Source organism: Bizionia argentinensis JUB59 (assembly GCF_000224335.1).
In the GTDB taxonomy this organism is placed as follows: Bacteria; Bacteroidota; Bacteroidia; order Flavobacteriales; family Flavobacteriaceae; genus Algorimicrobium; species Algorimicrobium argentinense.
Genome location: NZ_AFXZ01000051.1, coordinates 14,429 through 33,243, shown reverse-complemented (window position 1 = coordinate 33,243; position 18,815 = coordinate 14,429). Strand labels below are relative to the sequence as shown.

At 33.7% G+C, this 18,815-nt stretch carries 21 protein-coding genes; all 21 read left to right on the top strand.

From position 1 onward, the window contains the following. Nucleotides 1-46 precede the first annotated feature (46 nt). The 21 genes from BZARG_RS12685 (at nucleotide 47) to BZARG_RS12585 (ending at nucleotide 18,737) form a co-directional block, all read left to right on the top strand. Nucleotides 47-973, top strand: coding sequence for a ClpXP adapter SpxH family protein (locus tag BZARG_RS12685; RefSeq protein WP_008638960.1), 927 nt, complete (start codon nucleotides 47-49; stop codon nucleotides 971-973). Nucleotides 974-1,135: 162 nt separating this feature from the next. Further along, nucleotides 1,136-1,705, top strand: a complete 570-nt coding sequence (locus BZARG_RS12680) for a TMEM175 family protein (RefSeq protein WP_040288710.1) — start codon at nucleotides 1,136-1,138, stop codon at nucleotides 1,703-1,705. Between the two features lie 24 nt (nucleotides 1,706-1,729). After that, nucleotides 1,730-2,605, top strand: coding sequence for an AraC family transcriptional regulator (locus tag BZARG_RS12675; RefSeq protein WP_008638966.1), 876 nt, complete (start codon nucleotides 1,730-1,732; stop codon nucleotides 2,603-2,605). Between the two features lie 267 nt (nucleotides 2,606-2,872). Continuing rightward, complete coding sequence (locus BZARG_RS12670; RefSeq protein ID WP_008639048.1) at nucleotides 2,873-3,592, top strand: pirin family protein; 720 nt, start codon at nucleotides 2,873-2,875, stop codon at nucleotides 3,590-3,592. A gap of 46 nt (nucleotides 3,593-3,638) precedes the next feature. Further along, nucleotides 3,639-4,157: a YceI family protein gene (locus BZARG_RS12665; RefSeq protein WP_008639039.1), complete on the top strand. Its 519-nt coding sequence runs from the start codon at nucleotides 3,639-3,641 to the stop codon at nucleotides 4,155-4,157. A 65-nt stretch (nucleotides 4,158-4,222) separates the two neighbouring features. Then, the gene (locus BZARG_RS12660) at nucleotides 4,223-4,669 is read left to right on the top strand and encodes a DoxX family protein (protein ID WP_040288708.1); all 447 of its coding nucleotides are present in this window, start codon (nucleotides 4,223-4,225) and stop codon (nucleotides 4,667-4,669) included. A gap of 12 nt (nucleotides 4,670-4,681) precedes the next feature. After that, nucleotides 4,682-4,999: a GNAT family N-acetyltransferase gene (locus BZARG_RS12655; RefSeq protein ID WP_008639041.1), complete on the top strand. Its 318-nt coding sequence runs from the start codon at nucleotides 4,682-4,684 to the stop codon at nucleotides 4,997-4,999. Nucleotides 5,000-5,031: 32 nt separating this feature from the next. After that, on the top strand, nucleotides 5,032-5,940 hold the full coding sequence (locus BZARG_RS12650) for a DUF5996 family protein (protein ID WP_008638949.1): 909 nt from the start codon (nucleotides 5,032-5,034) through the stop codon (nucleotides 5,938-5,940). A gap of 136 nt (nucleotides 5,941-6,076) precedes the next feature. After that, nucleotides 6,077-6,883: an MliC family protein gene (locus tag BZARG_RS12645; protein WP_008638961.1), complete on the top strand. Its 807-nt coding sequence runs from the start codon at nucleotides 6,077-6,079 to the stop codon at nucleotides 6,881-6,883. Between the two features lie 78 nt (nucleotides 6,884-6,961). Further along, on the top strand, nucleotides 6,962-8,026 hold the full coding sequence (locus BZARG_RS12640) for a 2,3-butanediol dehydrogenase (protein WP_008639044.1): 1,065 nt from the start codon (nucleotides 6,962-6,964) through the stop codon (nucleotides 8,024-8,026). A gap of 235 nt (nucleotides 8,027-8,261) precedes the next feature. Beyond that, complete coding sequence (locus tag BZARG_RS12635) at nucleotides 8,262-8,888, top strand: trimeric intracellular cation channel family protein (protein WP_008639005.1); 627 nt, start codon at nucleotides 8,262-8,264, stop codon at nucleotides 8,886-8,888. A gap of 168 nt (nucleotides 8,889-9,056) precedes the next feature. Next, nucleotides 9,057-9,476 carry a DoxX family protein gene (locus BZARG_RS12630; RefSeq protein WP_008639006.1) on the top strand — a complete coding sequence of 140 codons (420 nt, stop codon included), beginning with the start codon at nucleotides 9,057-9,059 and terminating at the stop codon, nucleotides 9,474-9,476. Between the two features lie 163 nt (nucleotides 9,477-9,639). Continuing rightward, nucleotides 9,640-9,867, top strand: a complete 228-nt coding sequence (locus tag BZARG_RS12625) for a hypothetical protein (protein WP_008639004.1) — start codon at nucleotides 9,640-9,642, stop codon at nucleotides 9,865-9,867. Nucleotides 9,868-10,099: 232 nt separating this feature from the next. Further along, the gene (locus BZARG_RS12620) at nucleotides 10,100-10,408 is read left to right on the top strand and encodes a hypothetical protein (protein ID WP_008639002.1); all 309 of its coding nucleotides are present in this window, start codon (nucleotides 10,100-10,102) and stop codon (nucleotides 10,406-10,408) included. Nucleotides 10,409-10,425: 17 nt separating this feature from the next. After that, nucleotides 10,426-11,307 carry a pirin family protein gene (locus BZARG_RS12615; RefSeq protein WP_008639009.1) on the top strand — a complete coding sequence of 294 codons (882 nt, stop codon included), beginning with the start codon at nucleotides 10,426-10,428 and terminating at the stop codon, nucleotides 11,305-11,307. 34 nt (nucleotides 11,308-11,341) lie between these two features. Beyond that, nucleotides 11,342-12,796 (top strand): cardiolipin synthase, encoded by a 1,455-nt coding sequence (gene cls / locus BZARG_RS12610; protein ID WP_008639000.1) that lies wholly within the window; start codon nucleotides 11,342-11,344, stop codon nucleotides 12,794-12,796. A 232-nt stretch (nucleotides 12,797-13,028) separates the two neighbouring features. Further along, nucleotides 13,029-14,105, top strand: coding sequence for a mechanosensitive ion channel family protein (locus BZARG_RS12605; RefSeq protein ID WP_008638965.1), 1,077 nt, complete (start codon nucleotides 13,029-13,031; stop codon nucleotides 14,103-14,105). A gap of 115 nt (nucleotides 14,106-14,220) precedes the next feature. Next, complete coding sequence (locus BZARG_RS12600) at nucleotides 14,221-14,688, top strand: Dps family protein (protein WP_008638977.1); 468 nt, start codon at nucleotides 14,221-14,223, stop codon at nucleotides 14,686-14,688. Nucleotides 14,689-14,936: 248 nt separating this feature from the next. Further along, nucleotides 14,937-16,184, top strand: a complete 1,248-nt coding sequence (locus BZARG_RS12595; protein ID WP_008639017.1) for an amidohydrolase family protein — start codon at nucleotides 14,937-14,939, stop codon at nucleotides 16,182-16,184. 55 nt (nucleotides 16,185-16,239) lie between these two features. Beyond that, nucleotides 16,240-17,460: an NADH:flavin oxidoreductase gene (locus BZARG_RS12590; RefSeq protein ID WP_008638969.1), complete on the top strand. Its 1,221-nt coding sequence runs from the start codon at nucleotides 16,240-16,242 to the stop codon at nucleotides 17,458-17,460. A gap of 104 nt (nucleotides 17,461-17,564) precedes the next feature. Beyond that, entirely contained in the window at nucleotides 17,565-18,737 is a 1,173-nt protein-coding gene (locus BZARG_RS12585; protein ID WP_040288705.1) for an MFS transporter, read from the top strand. Nucleotides 18,738-18,815: the final 78 nt, after the last annotated feature.

The following is an 18,815-nucleotide window of genomic DNA, read 5'->3' as shown; positions in this document are numbered from 1 at the left end:
TCTTACGTTTTTCGATAGTATTAAAATCATTAAAAAGAAAAGAATTATGAATGAGGATAAATCAATTAACAATCCACTTTTATGCGATATAGAAACTGGAATGTGCGAAACAACAGATGAGAACACGAATTATTCATCTAAATCCAATCAGCAAGCTACAGAGAAATCCGTAAAACTAATTTATTATACAGATCCAATTTGTTCGTCTTGTTGGGGAATTGAACCACAACTGCGTAAACTGAAACTTGAATATGGCAATACCGTTGAAATCGACTATAGAATGGGAGGTTTATTACCAGATTGGAATTACAATAGTGGTGGTATTGGAAAACCATCTGACGTCGCTTCACATTGGGACGAAGTAAGTGTGCATTACGATATGCCTATTGATGGCGATTTATGGCTAGAAGACCCATTAGATTCATCTTATCCGCCATCCATAGCATTTAAAGCGGCACAATTACAAGATGAAGAAAAAGCCCATTTGTTTATGCGAGAAATTAGGGAAATGGTTTTTCTAAAAAAGAAAAATATTGAAAGATGGGAACATTTAAAAGTTGCAGCTAAAACTGTTGGACTAAATGTAGAACAATTAAAAACCGATTTTGAAGGCAAAGCAAAAACCTTGTTTGAAGAAGATTTAAAATTAGGAAAAGAACTCGGTGTTCGAGGTTTTCCAACAATATTCTTCATTGACGAAGCTGGCAATAAAGAAACAGTATATGGAACAAGACCTTATGCTTTTTATGAAATGGCAATTCTAAAGTTGAATCCCAATGCAATTAAAAGCGAATACAGTAAAAATTGGGAATCACTTTTTTCAATATACCCTTCACTAACAGCAAAAGAATATGCGGAACTTTCAGGAACACCGAGAACAGAAAGTGAAGCGGTTTTAAATGAACTTTCAGATAAAGGAGTTTTGGAGAAATTGACAACCAAAAATGGATCTATTTGGACTATTAAAACTTAAATAAAATGGAAAAATATGCAACATTATAAGAGGCAATAAATGACCTTACTCCTCTCTTTTGTTCTTTCTGATTATATCTTAAAGTTAACTATTTTTACAAAAGGCTAACTTAAGATATACAAACTCGTTGTAGGTAATTAAAACAAACACCCAAATAGACAAATGAAGACAAGTAGATTAGAAGCATTTAGCGATGGAGTTTTAGCCATAATTATAACCATAATGGTTTTAGAATTAACAGCACCAACTGAAACAGATATATATTCTCTACTTGCTAAAACACCTATATTTTTAAGTTATATTTTCAGTTTTATATATGTAGGAATTTATTGGAACAACCATCATCACTTATTTCAGATTACACAAAAAGTAAACGGAAAAATACTTTGGGCGAATTTACATTTGCTTTTTTGGTTATCTTTAATTCCATTTACTACAGCTTGGATTGGCGAGAATTATGATGCAAGATTACCTGTAATTGCTTATGGAGTTGTATTATTATTTTGTGCAATTGCTTATTTTATTTTGCAATCAATAATTATAAACTCCCACGATAATGAATTCCCATTAAGAAAAGTGATTGGTTCAGACAGAAAAGGAAAAATATCAATTGGTTGTTATATACTTGGAATTGGTTGCTCATTTTTAAATACTTGGTTCGGAATCGCACTTTATGTTATTGTAGCCATTATGTGGCTAATTCCAGATAAGCGAATAGAAGAAAAGTTATAATCTAATGTTAGAATTTAAAAATCAATGGATATAGTTAAAACATATCAAAATGTAAATAATGAAATAGACTCTATAAGTTTTGGTATATCTAAAATGGAAGATATATACACAAAACGAAATGGAAGAGTTGACGAGCCACACAAACATAACTATTATACGGTTTTAATTGTCAATAAAGCAAAAGGACAACATAAAATTGACTTCAACTCTTATGAGTTATCAAATAACCAAATTTACTTTGTGGCACCAGGTCAAGTTCATCAAGTAATTGAAAATGAAAAATCTATAGGATTTGCGATGACATTTTCCAATCAATTTTTAATTAAAAATTCTATTCCATTATCCTTTATTGACGGTTTGAACCTATTTCAAAATTATGGACAAAGTCCGCCATTGATGCCAGAGCCAGAACAATTTGATACGATTGTAAATTTTGCTAATAAGATTTACGAGTTGTACCATGGCAATGCAGCAATGAAATTCTTGTCAATTGGAGCATTTCTAAAACTCTTGCTTATTGAATGTAATAATATTTGCGCTGTAAACCCGGCAAATACTGATAATGATGCCTCTAGAAATAATATTATAAAAAACTTTAAAAAAGCCGTAGATGTTAATTATAGGAAAGAACATTCCACCACATATTACGCTAAACAACTTCACATAACACCAGACCATCTTACTAGAATCGTTAAATCGAAAATTGGTAAAACTGCGAAAGAGTATATTCAAGCAAGAATTACAACTGAAGCCAAGCGTCTTCTCTATTTTACTGATGAGACCAATAAAGAAATCGCTTATGAGTTGGGTTTTAATGAACCTGCCAACTTTAGTGCATTCTTCAAAAAACATACAAACATATCGCCTTCAAAATTCAAGAAAAGTGAGATTCGAGCTTAATAGGAGTCCTTATATCGGATTTTCATAATATTCTCTCATTTTTTCATATTTCACAGATTGTTACCATGTTATACCTTTGTATTAGCCTTTATAATAAAGGACATGGATCTTAAAAAATTTATTAGAAACGCTTTTTTAACTGGTGTTGTTGGTGCCATCTCTCCTCAAATTCTTGGAGCTAAACATAATCAACCACTTAAATCGAGTAACGTTTCATTAAAACAAACTGTCGGGTATAACCATCTACCCAATAAAGAAATAAAAACTATGAACACAATAATTCACAGATCAGACACAAGAGGCGATGCCAATCACGGTTGGTTACATTCAAAACACACGTTTAGTTTCGCCAATTACCACAATCCAGAGCGCATGAACTTTGGGGTATTGAGAGTATTAAATGACGATACCGTTTCGGAAAGTAGAGGTTTTGGCTCACATCCACACAGAGATATGGAGATTGTTTCCATTCCGTTGGAAGGCGATTTGAAGCACGAAGATAATATGGGAAATAAAACCATTATCAGAGAAGGCGATATTCAAGTTATGAGCGCTGGGACAGGTGTGGTACATTCTGAATTTAACAACAACCCTGATCAACCTGTAAAATTTTTACAAATTTGGATCATTCCGAACAAACAAAATGTAGAACCACGTTACGACCAAATTTCATTAAAGGATATCGCAAAAGAGAACGAATTCTATCAAGTACTTTCTCCAAATAAAGACGATCAAGGTGTTTGGGCACACCAAGATGCTTGGTTTCATATCGGGGAGTTTACCAAAGGAAATTCTGATGATTACAAAATAAAAAAAGAAGGAAATGGCGTCTATGCATTTATTCTAGAAGGTGATATAGAAATTGATGGTGAAAAACTTTCAAAAAGAGATGGCATGGGTATTTGGAATACAGATGGCTTTACACTTAAGGCAACCGAAGATGCGCGCGTGCTTTTAATGGAAGTGCCAATGCAATTCAAATCATAAATAAGAAATAATTCTAATTGTCGTTTAGACACAAACTATAAATATCATGAAAAATAAAACAAAATGGAAAGTAGATGAATCACATTCTGAAGTCGGATTCAAAGTAAAACACATGATGATTTCAACAGTAAAAGGAGCATTTGAAGATTTTAATGCGACTGTAGAAACGGAGAATGAGGATTTTAAAAATGCTAATTTCAGCTTTACTGCAAAAACAGATTCAATTAACACTAAAAATGACGATCGAGATAAACATCTCAAATCGGAAGATTTTTTCAACGCAGCTAAACATCCAGAATTAACTTTCAAATCGAAATCTTATGATGGCGATAAAGTTGTTGGAGACCTTACAATTGCAGGCGTTACTAAAGAAGTAAAATTAGATATGGATTTTAATGGTGTGGCAGTAGATCCTTACGATCAAACCAAAGCAGGGTTTGAGATTTCTGGGAAAATTAGTCGTAAAGATTTTGGACTTACTTGGAACGCGGTTACCGAAGCAGGTAGCATTGTTGTGAGCGATACCATTAACATGGCAATTGATTTACAATTTATTAAGCAGTAATTTATAAACCATAATTGGGATTGCATTCCCAATGAATGCATTCCCAATTTTTAATTTAAGATATAATGAGTTTACCCGAAAATTTAAAATGGGCTTTTGCTACACAAACCAGTTGGTTGCAAACCATATTCAGGATTTTACTTGGAGCAGCTCTTTTATTTGCGGGCATCAGCCACTTAACTTTTAATAGAGCAGAGTTTGTGGCGCAAGTACCATATTGGGTGCCATTGGCGACAGATTCAGTCGTAGTGCTTTCAGGGATTGTAGAAATTATTCTGGGCCTATCGTTAGTAGTTTTATACAAATATAAAGCGTTGGTAGGTTGGGCTGCAGCTACTTTCTTTGTATTAATATTTCCTGGTAATATTTCGCAATATATGAATGAAGTAGATGCTTTTGGATTGGATTCCGATACAGCCAGACTTGTAAGATTGTTTTTTCAACCGGTTCTTATTGTTTGGGCATTATGGTCTACAGGAGCATGGAAAGCATTTAAAAACAGAAACAAATAAGAACCATACGTTATGAAAATAGACTACAAGGACATTCCACTAGAAAAAAGCGAGGATAAAGAACGCTTCGAAATTGAAATTGATGGGCACTATGCATTTATTAATTATAAAGAATTTGGCAGCCAAATAGCTTTGGTGCATACAGAAACGGAACCCGATATAGCAGGCCAAGGAGCTGCAAAAGCTGTTGTGGAAAAGACCTTACATTTTCTAGATAAGCACAACGTTGAAGTGCTTCCGTTTTGTCCATATGTTTTTGCGTACATTAAAAAGCATCCAGAATGGAAACGTATCGTGAGTCCAAAATTTAAAGGATATGATAAGCTTTAAGCTAATATTACCTTGTAATAAAACATACCACTATGAGCAATACTAAATTATTTCCAGAATTTCCATTAAACGAATGGATAGATACCAAAGAAACCTTGCATCGCTATTTTCAAATTGTTGGAAAATTGCGACTTACTTTAAATCCGAAGAAAAATCACTGGTGGCACATTACGCTTTATACCACGACAAAAGGTGTGACTACGCGAGCCATTCCGCACAACGACTTCTCATTTGAGATTTTATTCGACTTTATAAAACATACCTTAAATGTTTCTACAAGTAAAGGAGATGAGCGTTTCTTTAAGTTAGAAGACGGATTATCTGTAGCTGATTTTTATAAAAAATTAGAAAGTATATTGAACGACCTTCAAATTGAATTTGATATCCTGAAAAAGCCTTTTGATCTTTCAGATGACATTCCTTTTGATACATGTATAGAACATCATACATATGATAAGGATGCCGTTCACAACGCTTGGAAAATTTTATTACATATAGATATGGTGTTTCAAGAATTTAGCGGAAGATCTTACAGCAAAACCTGTCCTGTACACATTTACTGGCATCATTTTGATTTAGTGGTCACACGTTTTTCAGGCGAAAGAGGTCCAGATATGGGAGATGTTTCGCAAGTAGAAAAAGAGGCCTATTCACACGAAGTTATAAGTTTTGGTTTTTGGTTTGGTGATGATACCATTAAGGAGCCAGCTTTCTATTCGTATACCTATCCTTCACCAAATGGCATTGATAAAGAGCCATTACAGCCTAAAGCAGCAAAATGGCAAGACTCTAATGGCAGCCCAATGGCATTATTACTTTATAAAGATATTATTGAAAGTGAAAATCCTAAAAAACAAATCTTGGATTTCTTGGAAAGTAGTTACCAAGCAGGTGCAAAATTGTCAGGTTGGGATGTGGAAGATTTGCAAGTTCCGTCTTAAAATGGAGAGAATTTTAGAGTTTTAGAGTTTTAGAAGAAAATAAAAAAAATTAGATAATATATGGCATTTACCTAATCGTGGTAGGCTTTTTGCCGTTATTTAAGTTTACTAAAAACAATTAAAAAAGACAATAATTATGAAGAAAATAATTTTAACAATCACACTTCTTACAGCACTTATTTTTACTGCTTGTAAAGAGAATTCAAAGCAAGATGAAGCAATTACTACCACAGAAGAAGCGATGCAAAATAACGACGACATCGTAAAAACGGTTTCTACCGATAAGGATGGAAAAACATTAGAGCTTGTATTTAATAATACCGAAAATACCACGACACTTAATTTTAATGGAGAAACCATTACGCTAGAAGCACAAAAGGCAGCTTCTGGAATTTGGTACAAAAATGAAAATTTCGAATTGCGTGGTAAAGGCAATAATCTGGAATTGAAAAAGAATGGAGAAGTTGTTTTTTATCATACCGATGATATTGTTACCAGTTCGTTAAAGAATAAGGATGGTAAAACCCTAGATGTAACATTTAATAATACCGAAGGTACAGCCAAAGTATATTTAAATGATGGTGAGCAAATTGATTTGAAGGCTGAAAAAGTAGCTTCGGGAATTTGGTATAAAAATGAGACTTACGAATTACGAGGAAAAGGTAACAATCTAGAGTTGAAAAAAGATGGAAACGTTGTATTTGAACACACAGATGATATTGTTATGAGTTCTGTAAAAGACAAAGTTGGCCAAACATTAAACATGACGTTTAATAATACCGAAGGCACTGTAAAAGTGTATTTAAATGGTGGCGAACAAATTGATTTAGAAGCCCAACGCGCAGCATCTGGCATTTGGTATAAAAATGAGACCTATGAATTAAGAGGGAAAGGAGAACATTTGGAGTTGACAAAAGACGGAGAGACTGTGTTTAAAAATTAAACAGATTAATATTTTAAACGTGTTATTTCAATTCTGAAAAGAGCGAAGTATTAACTATTAATTAAATGAAAGTGAATTATGGAAACAATGAAAGCAGCACGCTGGCACGCAGCGAAAGATATTAGAGTAGAAGATACAGATATACCAACACCTAAAGAGAATCAGGTGAAAATTGCAGTAAAATTTACAGGAATCTGCGGATCCGATCTGCACGAATATACCCACGGACCACAATTGATTCCTGTAGATGAACCTTTTTCGTTAAACGGACATCAAGGAACCACAACGTTAGGTCACGAATTTTCTGGTATAGTAGAAGAGGTAGGCAAAAACGTATCGCATATTAAAAAAGGTGATCGCGTTACTGTAGAGCCGATTTTTAGAAATCCCGAAAGTCCATTCATCGTTACAGGTGAGTACAACCTATCGGAACCTTTAGGGTTTGTAGGACTTACAGCAAACGGTGGTTTTGCAAAATATGTGGTGGTTGAAGATTATATGGTACATAAAATGCCAGATAACATGACGTTTGAACAAGGAGCCATCGTAGAACCTGCAGCAGTTGCTGCCTATGCCATAAAACGTAGTGGTATGAAATTAGGTGATACAGTTTTAATTGCAGGAGCAGGTCCAATTGGTATGCTCACCATCCAAGTGGCATTAGCAAGTGGAGCTTCAAATATTTTTGTTTCAGATTTATCTGAAGATAGATTGAAAAAAGCGAAAGAAATCGGTGCTACACATACGTTTGATGCCAGATCTAAGGATATTCCGAAGAAAATAAAAGAAATGACGGGTTATGGTGTAGACATTTTTATTGATGCAGCAGGCGCTCAAGCGTCATTTGATACTGGTATTGATAGTTTAAGAAACGGTGGAACAGCTGTTTTAGTAGCGCTATTTGGAGAAAAAATAAATCACGATGCTTTAAACCAAACTCTAAGAGAGCTTACTATAATTGGTACAGCAGCATATCGTAATATTTTTCCAGAAGTTATTGCCTTAATCAGTAGTGGAAGATTACCAGTAGAAAAATTAGTGACAAGTGTTATTCCTTTAGATGATATTGTAGATAAAGGGTTTGAAGCTTTAGTAAATGACCCTTCGGAAGTTAAAATTTTGGTTGATATTAATGCCAATTAAAGAAGGGTTAAATGGAAATATAAGTTGTTTTTGAACACTAACTAATTATCAAAACACCAATATCATTCGCATTGAAAATGCCATTGTCTTATGAAATTATAGATGATGGCATTTTTATATGTAAAATACAAACATTGAATACAACACTACAACATTAATTAAATTTGTTTTATTGGTTTTGAAGTATTCACATTTATGTATATTGTACTACATAATTATATAAAACAACCCAATTATGGAATCCCTTAAAACCATTGAGATAATAGGAACAGCAGCATTTGGCATTGCAGGTACATTTGCCGCAATGGAAAAAAAGTTAGATGTTTTTGGTACATTTATTATTGCTTTTATTACGGCTTTGGGTGGCGGAACTTTACGCGATGTTTTAATTGGAGAAGTTCCTGTTAAATGGTTGTTGGAATTTAGCGCAGGATTCGTAGTTCTAATGAGTACCATCGTAGGATTACTATTTAAATCGGCTATTAAAAACTTCCATAATGTGTTGTTGTTTTTCGATTCTATAGGGCTGGGTTTTTTTACCGTAGTTGGAATTCAAACCGGAATTTCGCTAGATATGCATCCTATAAGTTGCATTGCTCTTGGAACAATTACTGCTTGTTTTGGAGGTGTAATTAGAGATATTTCTTTAAGTAACATTCCGCTTATTTTTCAGAAGGAAATATATGCAACCACATGCATTTTAGGAGGTGCCGTTTTTTTCCTTTTACTAAAGTTGAATGTACCCATAATGCCTGTCGAAATTATTTGTCTGGCTACTATAGTTGTATTTCGATTATTATCCGTAAAATTCAACTGGCATTTGCCAAGGATTTGGAAAACCGAAAAGTCAGCATCACAATGATTTAGTACAGAAAAAATAGTATGTAAAACAACAAGCGAAATTATAGAAGAAAGAGTTAAAAAAATTTATTTTTTTAACGCTTTAGAATGGCTAATTAGAATTAGTTTTTACATGAAAAATTAACAGCATAAAATAGTTCTACAAGGACTAATAAATAATAATAAACTTATGATAAAAAAAATGCTAAACCCTGGTTTTTATGCTAAAAACATCAACCTTTCGTTACTAATACTTCGTATGGCGGGTGGTGCTTTAATGTTAACACATGGCATAGGTAAAATCGCACCATTGTTTGGAAGCGACCCAATTCAATTTCCAGATCCAATAGGATTTGGCGCAACAACATCTTTAGCGCTTGCTGTATTTGCAGAAGTGGTCTGTGCCGCACTCTTAATTTTAGGTTTAGCTACACGTTTTGCGGCAATTCCTTTGCTAATTACAATGTTAGTTGCAGTATTAATAATTCATGTACCTGATCCATTTGCAAAACAGGAATTACCATTGCTTTATGCTTCAATTTATTTGGTTATTCTAATTGCAGGTGCTGGTAAATTTTCGATTGATAATTTAATATATAATAAAAAATAAAACGATAAAAAAACTTTAATTATTAACTGTATTGATTTTAGGTTTTTGTAAAGAATCCACAAAAAAAGAAGATGCAGAAAAGACAAACACAGAAACAGTTTAGAATGTTTCAGATGCTATTACTAAAATCACATCCACTAACAAAGATGGCAAAAAATTAGACTTGGTATTTAATAATACAAAAGGAACTGTTAAAGCTTATTTAGATGGTGGCGAACAGATAGATTTAGTTGAAGAGAAAACAGCTGCTGGAATTTGGTACAAAATCAACCAACATGAATTTAGAGGAAAAGGTAACGATATAACCCTAAGAAAAGATGGAGAAATAATTTTTGAACGTCTGATGATATCGCTAATTTACAAGCAAAAAATGATATTGACGATGTATTAAATATTACCTTTAATAATACGGAAGGAACTGTTAAAGCCTATTTAAATGATGGCAAGTAGATAGGCTTAGTTGAAGAAAAAGCAGCCTCTGGTATTTGGTATAAAAATGAAAATTACGAACTTAGAGGTTAAGGAAACTCTTATACCTTATCAAAAAATGAAAGTATCATATTTAAGAATTAAAATAGCTAATTAAAATAAAAACTGAATAACACATATAAAACTATAACACAATGGGAAAATACACAAGCTTATCAGTAGCCATCAATGACTTAACAAAAAAAGGCTACACGCATAACTTTAGCACTAACAATGATAATGATACGATTGAGTGTAAAAATCACGATATAGAGCTACAAGTAGATGAATTTGATGTTGATGACGTATTCCGTTTTCAAGAAATGTCTGATGTAGATAATGAAAGTATTCTATACGCAATTTCTTCAAAAAAAGACGATATAAAAGGATTGTTAGTAAATTCTTATAGTGCGTATTCAACATCTGTTTCTCGAGAATTGGTTAAAAAATTACATAATCTATAATTAACTTAATCGTTATCATGTCAAACATCAAACTAATTATTGAAGAGAGAGCTGCCAATATTGGGAAGTTTATGGTAGGACGATTATTACCATTTCGTCAAAAACGAATGGTAGGTCCTTTTATTTACATAGACCACATGGGTCCTGTTAAGTTAAGCGAGCGAGAAAATTTTGATGTAATGCCGCATCCACATATAGGACTTTCAACCCTTACGTTTTTATTTGAAGGCAGCATTATGCATCGCGATACGCTTGGTAACGAAGTAGAAATAAAGCCGGGAGCAGTCAATTGGATGACAGCAGGAAAAGGAATTGTACATTCTGAACGTACACCAGAGCATTTGCGAGACTCGCCATTATTTATGCATGGTTTGCAAATTTGGGTGGCTTTGCCAAAACATTTAGAGCAAATGGAACCGCAATTTTTTCATATTGAAGAAAACCAAATTCCAAGTTGGACAGAAGGCGATTTACAATTTAAGTTAATAGCAGGAGAAGCCTTTGGTAAAAAATCAGCAGTCCCAGTTTTTAGTAAGCTATTTATGCTGGAAATTAAAAGCACATCAAAACAGGTGGTAAATATTGGTGATGCCCTTTATGGTGAAGCTGGTTTATATATTCTTAAAGGCGCCATCGAAAGTGAAGGAAATGTATACGAACCTAAACAACTATTAGTAGCAAAAGACAGCTCACTATGTGAATTTACAATTCAAGAAAACAGTACCATTTATATTTTTGGAGGCGAACCTTTTCCCGAAGAACGATTTATTGATTGGAATTTTGTGTCTTCAGATAAAGAATTAATAGCCGAAGCGAAACAAAAATGGGTATCACAATCATTTGATAAAATAGAAGGTGATGATGAATACATTCCTTATCCAACATTTAAAAGGAAGTGAATCTAGTAATTTAATACGACCATAAAAGCATTGCATGAATTGGGTTTTAATAGCTGAAGCATTTTACGTCCTCATTATCATTTTAGTTATCTCTAGAGTGTTGCACGATACACGCAGTAGCACCAAAGCTTTGGCATATATTCTTTTCATTGTTTTTCTACCTATTGTTGGTATGATTTTTTATTTTTCCTTTGGAGTAAATTATCGAAAACGAAAACTATATTCTAAAAAGATAGTTGAAGATGAACAACTTCGAGAACGCATTACAACCAAAGTGAATTTGTATTCTGAAGCTGTAAGCAATTCCGGATTAATTCCGCAAAAAAGTAAAACTTTAATAGAGTTTATTCGTCGTGCTGGTTATAGTCCTTTAACAGCAAATAATGAGGTAAAACTGCTAATAAATGGAGACGAAAAATTTGCCGTATTACTAAAAGAACTTGAAAATGCAACATCACACATTCATATTGAATATTATATTTATGAAGATGATATTACAGGAAATCAAGTGGCTGATATTCTTATTAAAAAATCAAAAGAAGGTGTTGAAGTCCGTTTTATGTATGACGATTTTGGAAGTCATGATCTAGGAAAATCTTTCATTAATAAATTAGAAGATGCAGGAATCCAAACGGCACCTTTCTATAAAATAAGATGGTATGCATTTGCTAACCGACTTAATTACAGAAATCATAGAAAAATTATAGTTATTGACGGTAAAGTTGGTTTTGTAGGTGGTATTAATATGAGCGATAAATACCGTAACGATTTACATAAAGAAAATCATTTGTATTGGCGAGACACGCATTTAATGATCAAAGGTCAGGCCACAGCTTATTTACAATACCTATTTATGGGAGATTGGAATTTTTGTAGTGCTACACCTTTTGCCTATTCTGAATCTTATTTTATTGACAAAACAGAACAAGAGCATATTATAAATGAAGTGGTACAAATTGCAGCTTCAGGACCAGACAGTAAGCAGCCAGTTATTTTCTATTCACTTTTAGAAGCTATTAATTCAGCCAAAGAAAGCATATATATTACAAGTCCGTATTTTATTCCAGATGAAAGTTTAATGGACGCTTTAATTATTGCCATTAAAGGCGGATTGGATGTTAAGATATTAATTCCAGGCATTTCAGATTCTAAAATAGTAAACGCAGCTGCAAGCGCTTATTATACAGAATTACTTCAAGTTGGAGCGAAGATTTATAAGTATAACAAAGGATTTGTTCACGCAAAAACAATGGTAATTGATGATGATGTAGCTATTGTGGGTTCCGCAAATATGGACTACAGAAGTTTTGACCTCAATTTTGAAGTCAATGCCATAGTGTATAGTAAAAATATTGCAGCACAGCTTACCAAGGCATTTAACGACGACTTAAAAGTATCTGAACTAATTGATGTCGAATCTTGGTTAAGCAGACCAAAATATATTCATTTATGGGAAAGGTTAGTGAGATTATTATCGCCATTTTTATGACATTGATTAAAATCATGGATTAATGAAGGATTGCTAAATGTCTCGGAGGTGTGCAAGAGTGCAAAAAATAATTGGAGAAGCACGTGTCAGCATTATTATTATTATTATTATTAGGTTAATCGGATTGATTTTACCTGCTTTTCCTGTTGCAAATATTATTGCAGGAATTAAAGCGTGTTTTTGTTAAGATAAATAACTAACGTTTATTATAAAATTAAAAAAACCAAAGGCTATGATAGAATTTTTAAACGCTCACAAATTTGATATCATCTTTGGTGTCATTGTCATTTTAATAATCTTTACATTACGATTTTTGACAAAAAAACTACATCGTTGGCTCAAAAAAGAGCAACAGGCACGTTTTCCTGGAGAAGTATCAAAGCCATTAAGTTTATTAAAACGCATTCTTAATACATTATGGCTTGTACTAGGTTTATTAGCATTAATCTATTTAGTTGTTGACGAGAGCAAACAGAGCGTCTTGGTAGATAATTTTAAATTAGCATTGTATCTGGGTGTCGTGTTATCACTCACCATTATTGCTGCTACTACGGCAAATATGTGGTTTCAAAATGATATAAAAAAAAAGATAGCAACACAACAAGACCCAACTAGTTTTAAATTTTTACGATACTTAGTTCTAGTTTCCATTTACTTTATTGGTATTATGATGTGTCTTTTAGCCTTTCCTTCGCTCAAAGGTGTTGCACAGACCGCTTTAGGCGGCGCAGGTGTTGCAGCACTTATTGTAGGTCTTGCTTCTCAAGAAGCTTTGTCTAACGTAATTGGTGGCTTATTTCTTATAGCTTTTAAACCGTTTAGAGTTGGTGATATAGTTTCTATTGGAGGTTCTGTAACAGGCAGCGTTACAGATATTACCTTGAGACATACTATAATACGTACATGGCAGAACAGAAGAGTTATCATACCTAATGCGGTAATTAATAAAGCCAATATAGAAAATTTTGATTTAGATGAACAAAAATGCTGTGAGTATATAGTCGTCGGTATTTCATATGATAGTGATGTTGACCTTGCAAAACAGATTCTAAGAGAAGAATGTGAGAAGCATCCATTTATTTTAGACAATCGAACTGAAGAGCAAAAACAAGATGGAGCACCAATGATTAGAACTGCGGTTATAGACTTAGGTGACTCTGCTGTTGTTTTAAGAGCTTGGGCTTGGGCTGAAAACTATTCAAAATCTATTGCTATAAAAAGAGATGTTTTTGAAACAGTAAAAAAACGTTTCGATAATGAGGGAATTGAAATACCATTTCCACATAGAACTGTAGTTATGAAGCAATAAATAAGATTTTTTTATCCAAATCAGGGACAAAAATCAACCTGCAACTGACCAAGGTCATTGCCAATACTTGACAATTATCATATCTTTGAAGTAATAATTAAAAAACACACATAACATGAAAAACTTAGTAGGATTAGATAGTGAAAAAGCTGAAGCATTAGTTGTTGAATTAAACATCTTATTGGCAGATTATGAAATCTTTTATCAAAACTTAAGAGGTTTACATTGGAACATTAAAGGTAGAAAGTTTTTTGAATTACACGATAAGTTTGAAGAGCTTTATAAAGATGCTTTTGAAAAAATTGATGAAATTGCAGAGCGTATTCTTACATTAGAAGGCGAGCCTTTACACACTTATACAGATTATCTTGCAACAACACAAATTAAAGAAGAAAAAAATGTATCAGACGGTACAAAAGGCGTAGAGGTTGTAGTTAATAATTTTAGAACTTTAGTTGAAAAAGAGCGTCATATTCTTACTATTGCTGCCGATACAAATGATGAAGGTACAGTAAGTTTAATGAGTGACTACATTACAGAAACGGAAAAAACCCTTTGGATGTTAAATTCGTATTTGAAATAAACTTCGAATTTTCACTAATTTTAAAAAAAATGGATAATTGATTTAAAAATCAATTATCCATTTTTTTATGCTTTTTAAGAACATTTTTTTTCATAAATTAATGTTCAACTGACCTATGTCATTTCAAAACACAAGCTTTAAAAGTATCTTTAAACTTAAATGAAAACATTTAGACACTTTATTTTTTTAGAATTAATTAAGGTTTAGAAACTTAAACAAGTAAAATAGTAACATAAAATAAACGAACAATGAAAAAAAAGTTTTTTAATGCGAAAATTTATCGCAACGAAGCTGCAACAGAAATGATTGTAGAAAATGGAAAAATCACGCATATTGGAACAAATTTACCAAAATGTGATGAAGAAATAGATCTTAACGGAAAACTCGTTTTGCCGCCTTATGTAGATCCACACTTACATTTAGACTACGTATATACGTTGTCTGAACTTGGACAGGAAGGTGCAGGATCCGGTACCTTGTTCGAAGCTATTGAGTTATGGCCACAATTCAAAAAAACACTAACAGTAGAAAGTGTAAAAAGATTGGCTATGAAGGGAATTCAAGATGAGGTTTCGCAAGGTGTACAGCACATTAGAACACATATAGATGTTACCGACCCAAACTTTACAGCATTAAAAGCGATGCTGGAAATGAAAGAAGATTTAAAGGATAAAGTTGATATTCAAATTGTGGCTTTCCCACAAGAGGGCATGTACATGTATAAAGGAGGTCTTGAGTTAGTTGAAGAGGCACTTAAAATGGGAGCAGATGTTGTAGGAGGCATTCCACATTACGAACCTGCAAGAGAATTTGGAGAAAAATCTGTTCATGATATCGTTAAACTGGCGCTAAAATATGACAAGATGATAGACGTGCATTGTGACGAAACTGATGATCCACATTCACGCTTTGTAGAGTTATTAAATGGACTTGTTTATATGGAAGATTATGGCAGTAGAACTACAGCAAGTCATACCTGTTCGTTTGGTTCGGCAGATGACTCCTATGCGTTTAGAATGCTCGACATATTCCAAAAGACTAAGATGAACTTTATTGCTTGTCCTACGGAAAACGCCTATTTACAAGGTCGTCAAGATACCTATCCTAAGCGTCGTGGATTGACCAGAGTAAAAGAGTTTATCGAGTACGGAATTAACGTGGCTTTTGCACAAGATTCCATTAACGACCCTTGGTATCCAATGGGTAATGGTAATATGATGAATATTTTAGATAACGGAATTCATTTAGCTCAAATAATGTCTTCGGAAGATGTAAAGACAAATTTCGATTTAATAACTTATAATGGAGCACAATGTTTAAACATTCAAGGTAGTTACGGTTTAGACGTTGGTAAAGCAGCAAACTTTATCGTTTTAAATGAATCTACCGTTTATGAAGCTATTAGAAAAAGAGTAGATGTGTTGGCGTCTGTACGTAATGGTGAGTTCTTATTCCGAAAAAAAGAAGAGGCTTTTGATGTTGCGTTGAGTCTTTAAAATGTATTGTTTCTAAAGCTGTATTTATGCTCAGAAATTAACTTAAAAATTTTATATGAATAATTTATCACAATCAAAAGAAGTTCCAGATGTTTTCTCACCTGTAAAACTTGGACCTATAACATTACCAAATCGGATCATAAAGGCAGCAACAAGTGAAGGTAGAAGCCCTGAAGGAAAAGTAACACAAGCTCTCATTGATTTTCATCGTGGTTTTATCGAAGGAGGAACCGGCATGACCACTTTAGCGTATTGCGCCATATCTCCTGAAGGTTTTGCGGCCCCTGGAGAAATATTAATGATTCGTGAAAACCTTCTAGGTCTTAAGAAATTTACTCAGGCCATGCATGATGCTGGGGGATTAGTTTCTGCACAGCTTGGTCATGCAGGCCCAGTTGCACACAAGAATATCACAGGTGTGCGACCTATAGCACCTTCTCGTTTTCTGAATCCGACAAGTTTTCAATTTTGTCGAGAAATTAAGAAAGAAGAAATTTCGAAACTTATTCAGCAATTTGCTGATTCCGCTGAGGTGGCCGCCGATGCTGGATTTGATGCTATAGAACTGCACTTTGGTCATTTATATATTGTCTCTGCATTTTTTAGTCCATGGATTAACAAGCGAAAAGATGAGTATGGAGGATCTATTGAAAACCGAACCCGATTTGCAAAGGAAATTCTTCTTGCCGTAAAAGAACGCATTAAAGATCGCGTTGCAATTATTGTTAAAATATCAATGGATGATGGTATTAAAGGTTCCATCTGGCTTGATGAGTCAACAGAAACTGTAAAAATTCTTGATGAGACGGGCACTGTTGATGCTTTTGAATTAACGATGGGTTCATCCGTGTATAATCAAATGTACCTTTTCCGTGGAGACACGGATATTGATGGTATGGCAGCAACTCAAAAAGGAATCTTCAAGTTAGGCGTAAAGCTATTCGGAAAAAAAATGCTGGGTGAGTATCCATACGAAGATCTATACATGTTAAAGTCAGCCAGACAATTTCAACCTATTGTGAAAAATGCTCAGTTAATTTTACTCGGTGGTATTAATGACTATCAACATATAAAAAAGGCTATGGAGAGCGGCTTTTCTTTTGTAGCAATGGGAAGAGCTTTATTACGCGAACCGGATTTAATAAATAAACTAAAGGATGAATCACAAACGGAGGGAAGATGTATTCACTGTAACAAATGCATGTTTACCGTTTATACAACAACCAATTGTGTATTTACAAAAGAGTATGCAACCTCATCTAAATCTGTCTTATAAAATAAGTAATATTGAAATTAAAAAAATCTTGCCGATGCCTCTAAAATTATTAAAATAAAACATTAAGAGGGTTGGCAATTTTAATGCATTTAAATAATAAAAACATGACTAAACAACAAATTACGGCTCAAGCAAAAAGCGCTTTTCCGTGGCTGATAATGATATTAATGTCGTCCGTAACCTTTGTCGGAATACTATCTGAGTTAATGCCTTCGGGTGTACTCCCATTAGTGATGGCCGATTTGAATATTAGCGAAGTGCAAACTGGTAATTTGGTAGGTTACTATGCGATTGCTTCTGCTATTTTTGCAATCCCACTTATATCAATGACGATGCAATATAACCGAAAATATTTATTGTTGATTTTGCTAGGTGGATTTGCTATTTCTAATATCATTGCAGGACTAGTTCACGACTATACTGCAATAATTGCGTTAAGGGTTATTGGTGGTATTTGTGCTGGTGTTATGTGGCCAATGATTGCCGCTTATGGTATGCGATTGGTAGATGAAAAGGATCACGGAAAAGCCATTGCAGTAATTATGGCTGGAACCACATTGGGAATTAGTATCGGAATGCCTATAATGACTTCCATTGGTAATGATTATGGCTGGAGAATAGAATTTATTGGTTTAGGTGCTTTTATTTTTGTTATCGCCTTAGTTAGTTTCTTTGCTTTGCCTTCTGCACCAGGAGAAAAACTGACTAAAGGTTCTTCACCTCTTGCACTATTAAAAATACCAGCAGTTTTACTTATTTTATTGCTTACACTACTTGGCGTGGTTGCTCATTATGGCGTTTATGTATATATCACAAGTCTTGTTGATGAAATCCAGTTGGCAGGAGGTGTAGAAAGTGCCTTATTGTTTTTTGGAATAGGATCTTTAATTTCGGTATTGTTAGCCATAAAATTTACTGATAAATATTTAAGATTGTTAACCATATTAATGTTTGCCCTACTAATTATCTCTATGGTTATTTTTCTAATGTACGGTGGAACAAAAGGGATAGGACACTTTGCCTTCTTTTTATGGGGACTTTCATTTGGACCATTAGTAACCCTGTTACAGGCTGGCGTGAGTCGCCAAGTAGAAACTGCAAAAGATGTGGCTACTTCGGTTCAGTCTTCAGTATTTAATTTATCCATAATGATTGCATCTTCAGTAGCGGGATTGTTACTCGGAATATATTCGCCAATGAGCCTTGTGTACTTTGCAATAGCTTTATCAATTCCAGGAATGTTCATCGCCTTTCTCTCGAAAAAGACATTGAGTTAATGCTTGGAATAACTATCGCCTTTTAATGAAAAAGACTGTTTTCGAATTGAAAGCAGTCTTTTTTATTAGTTTTTGATT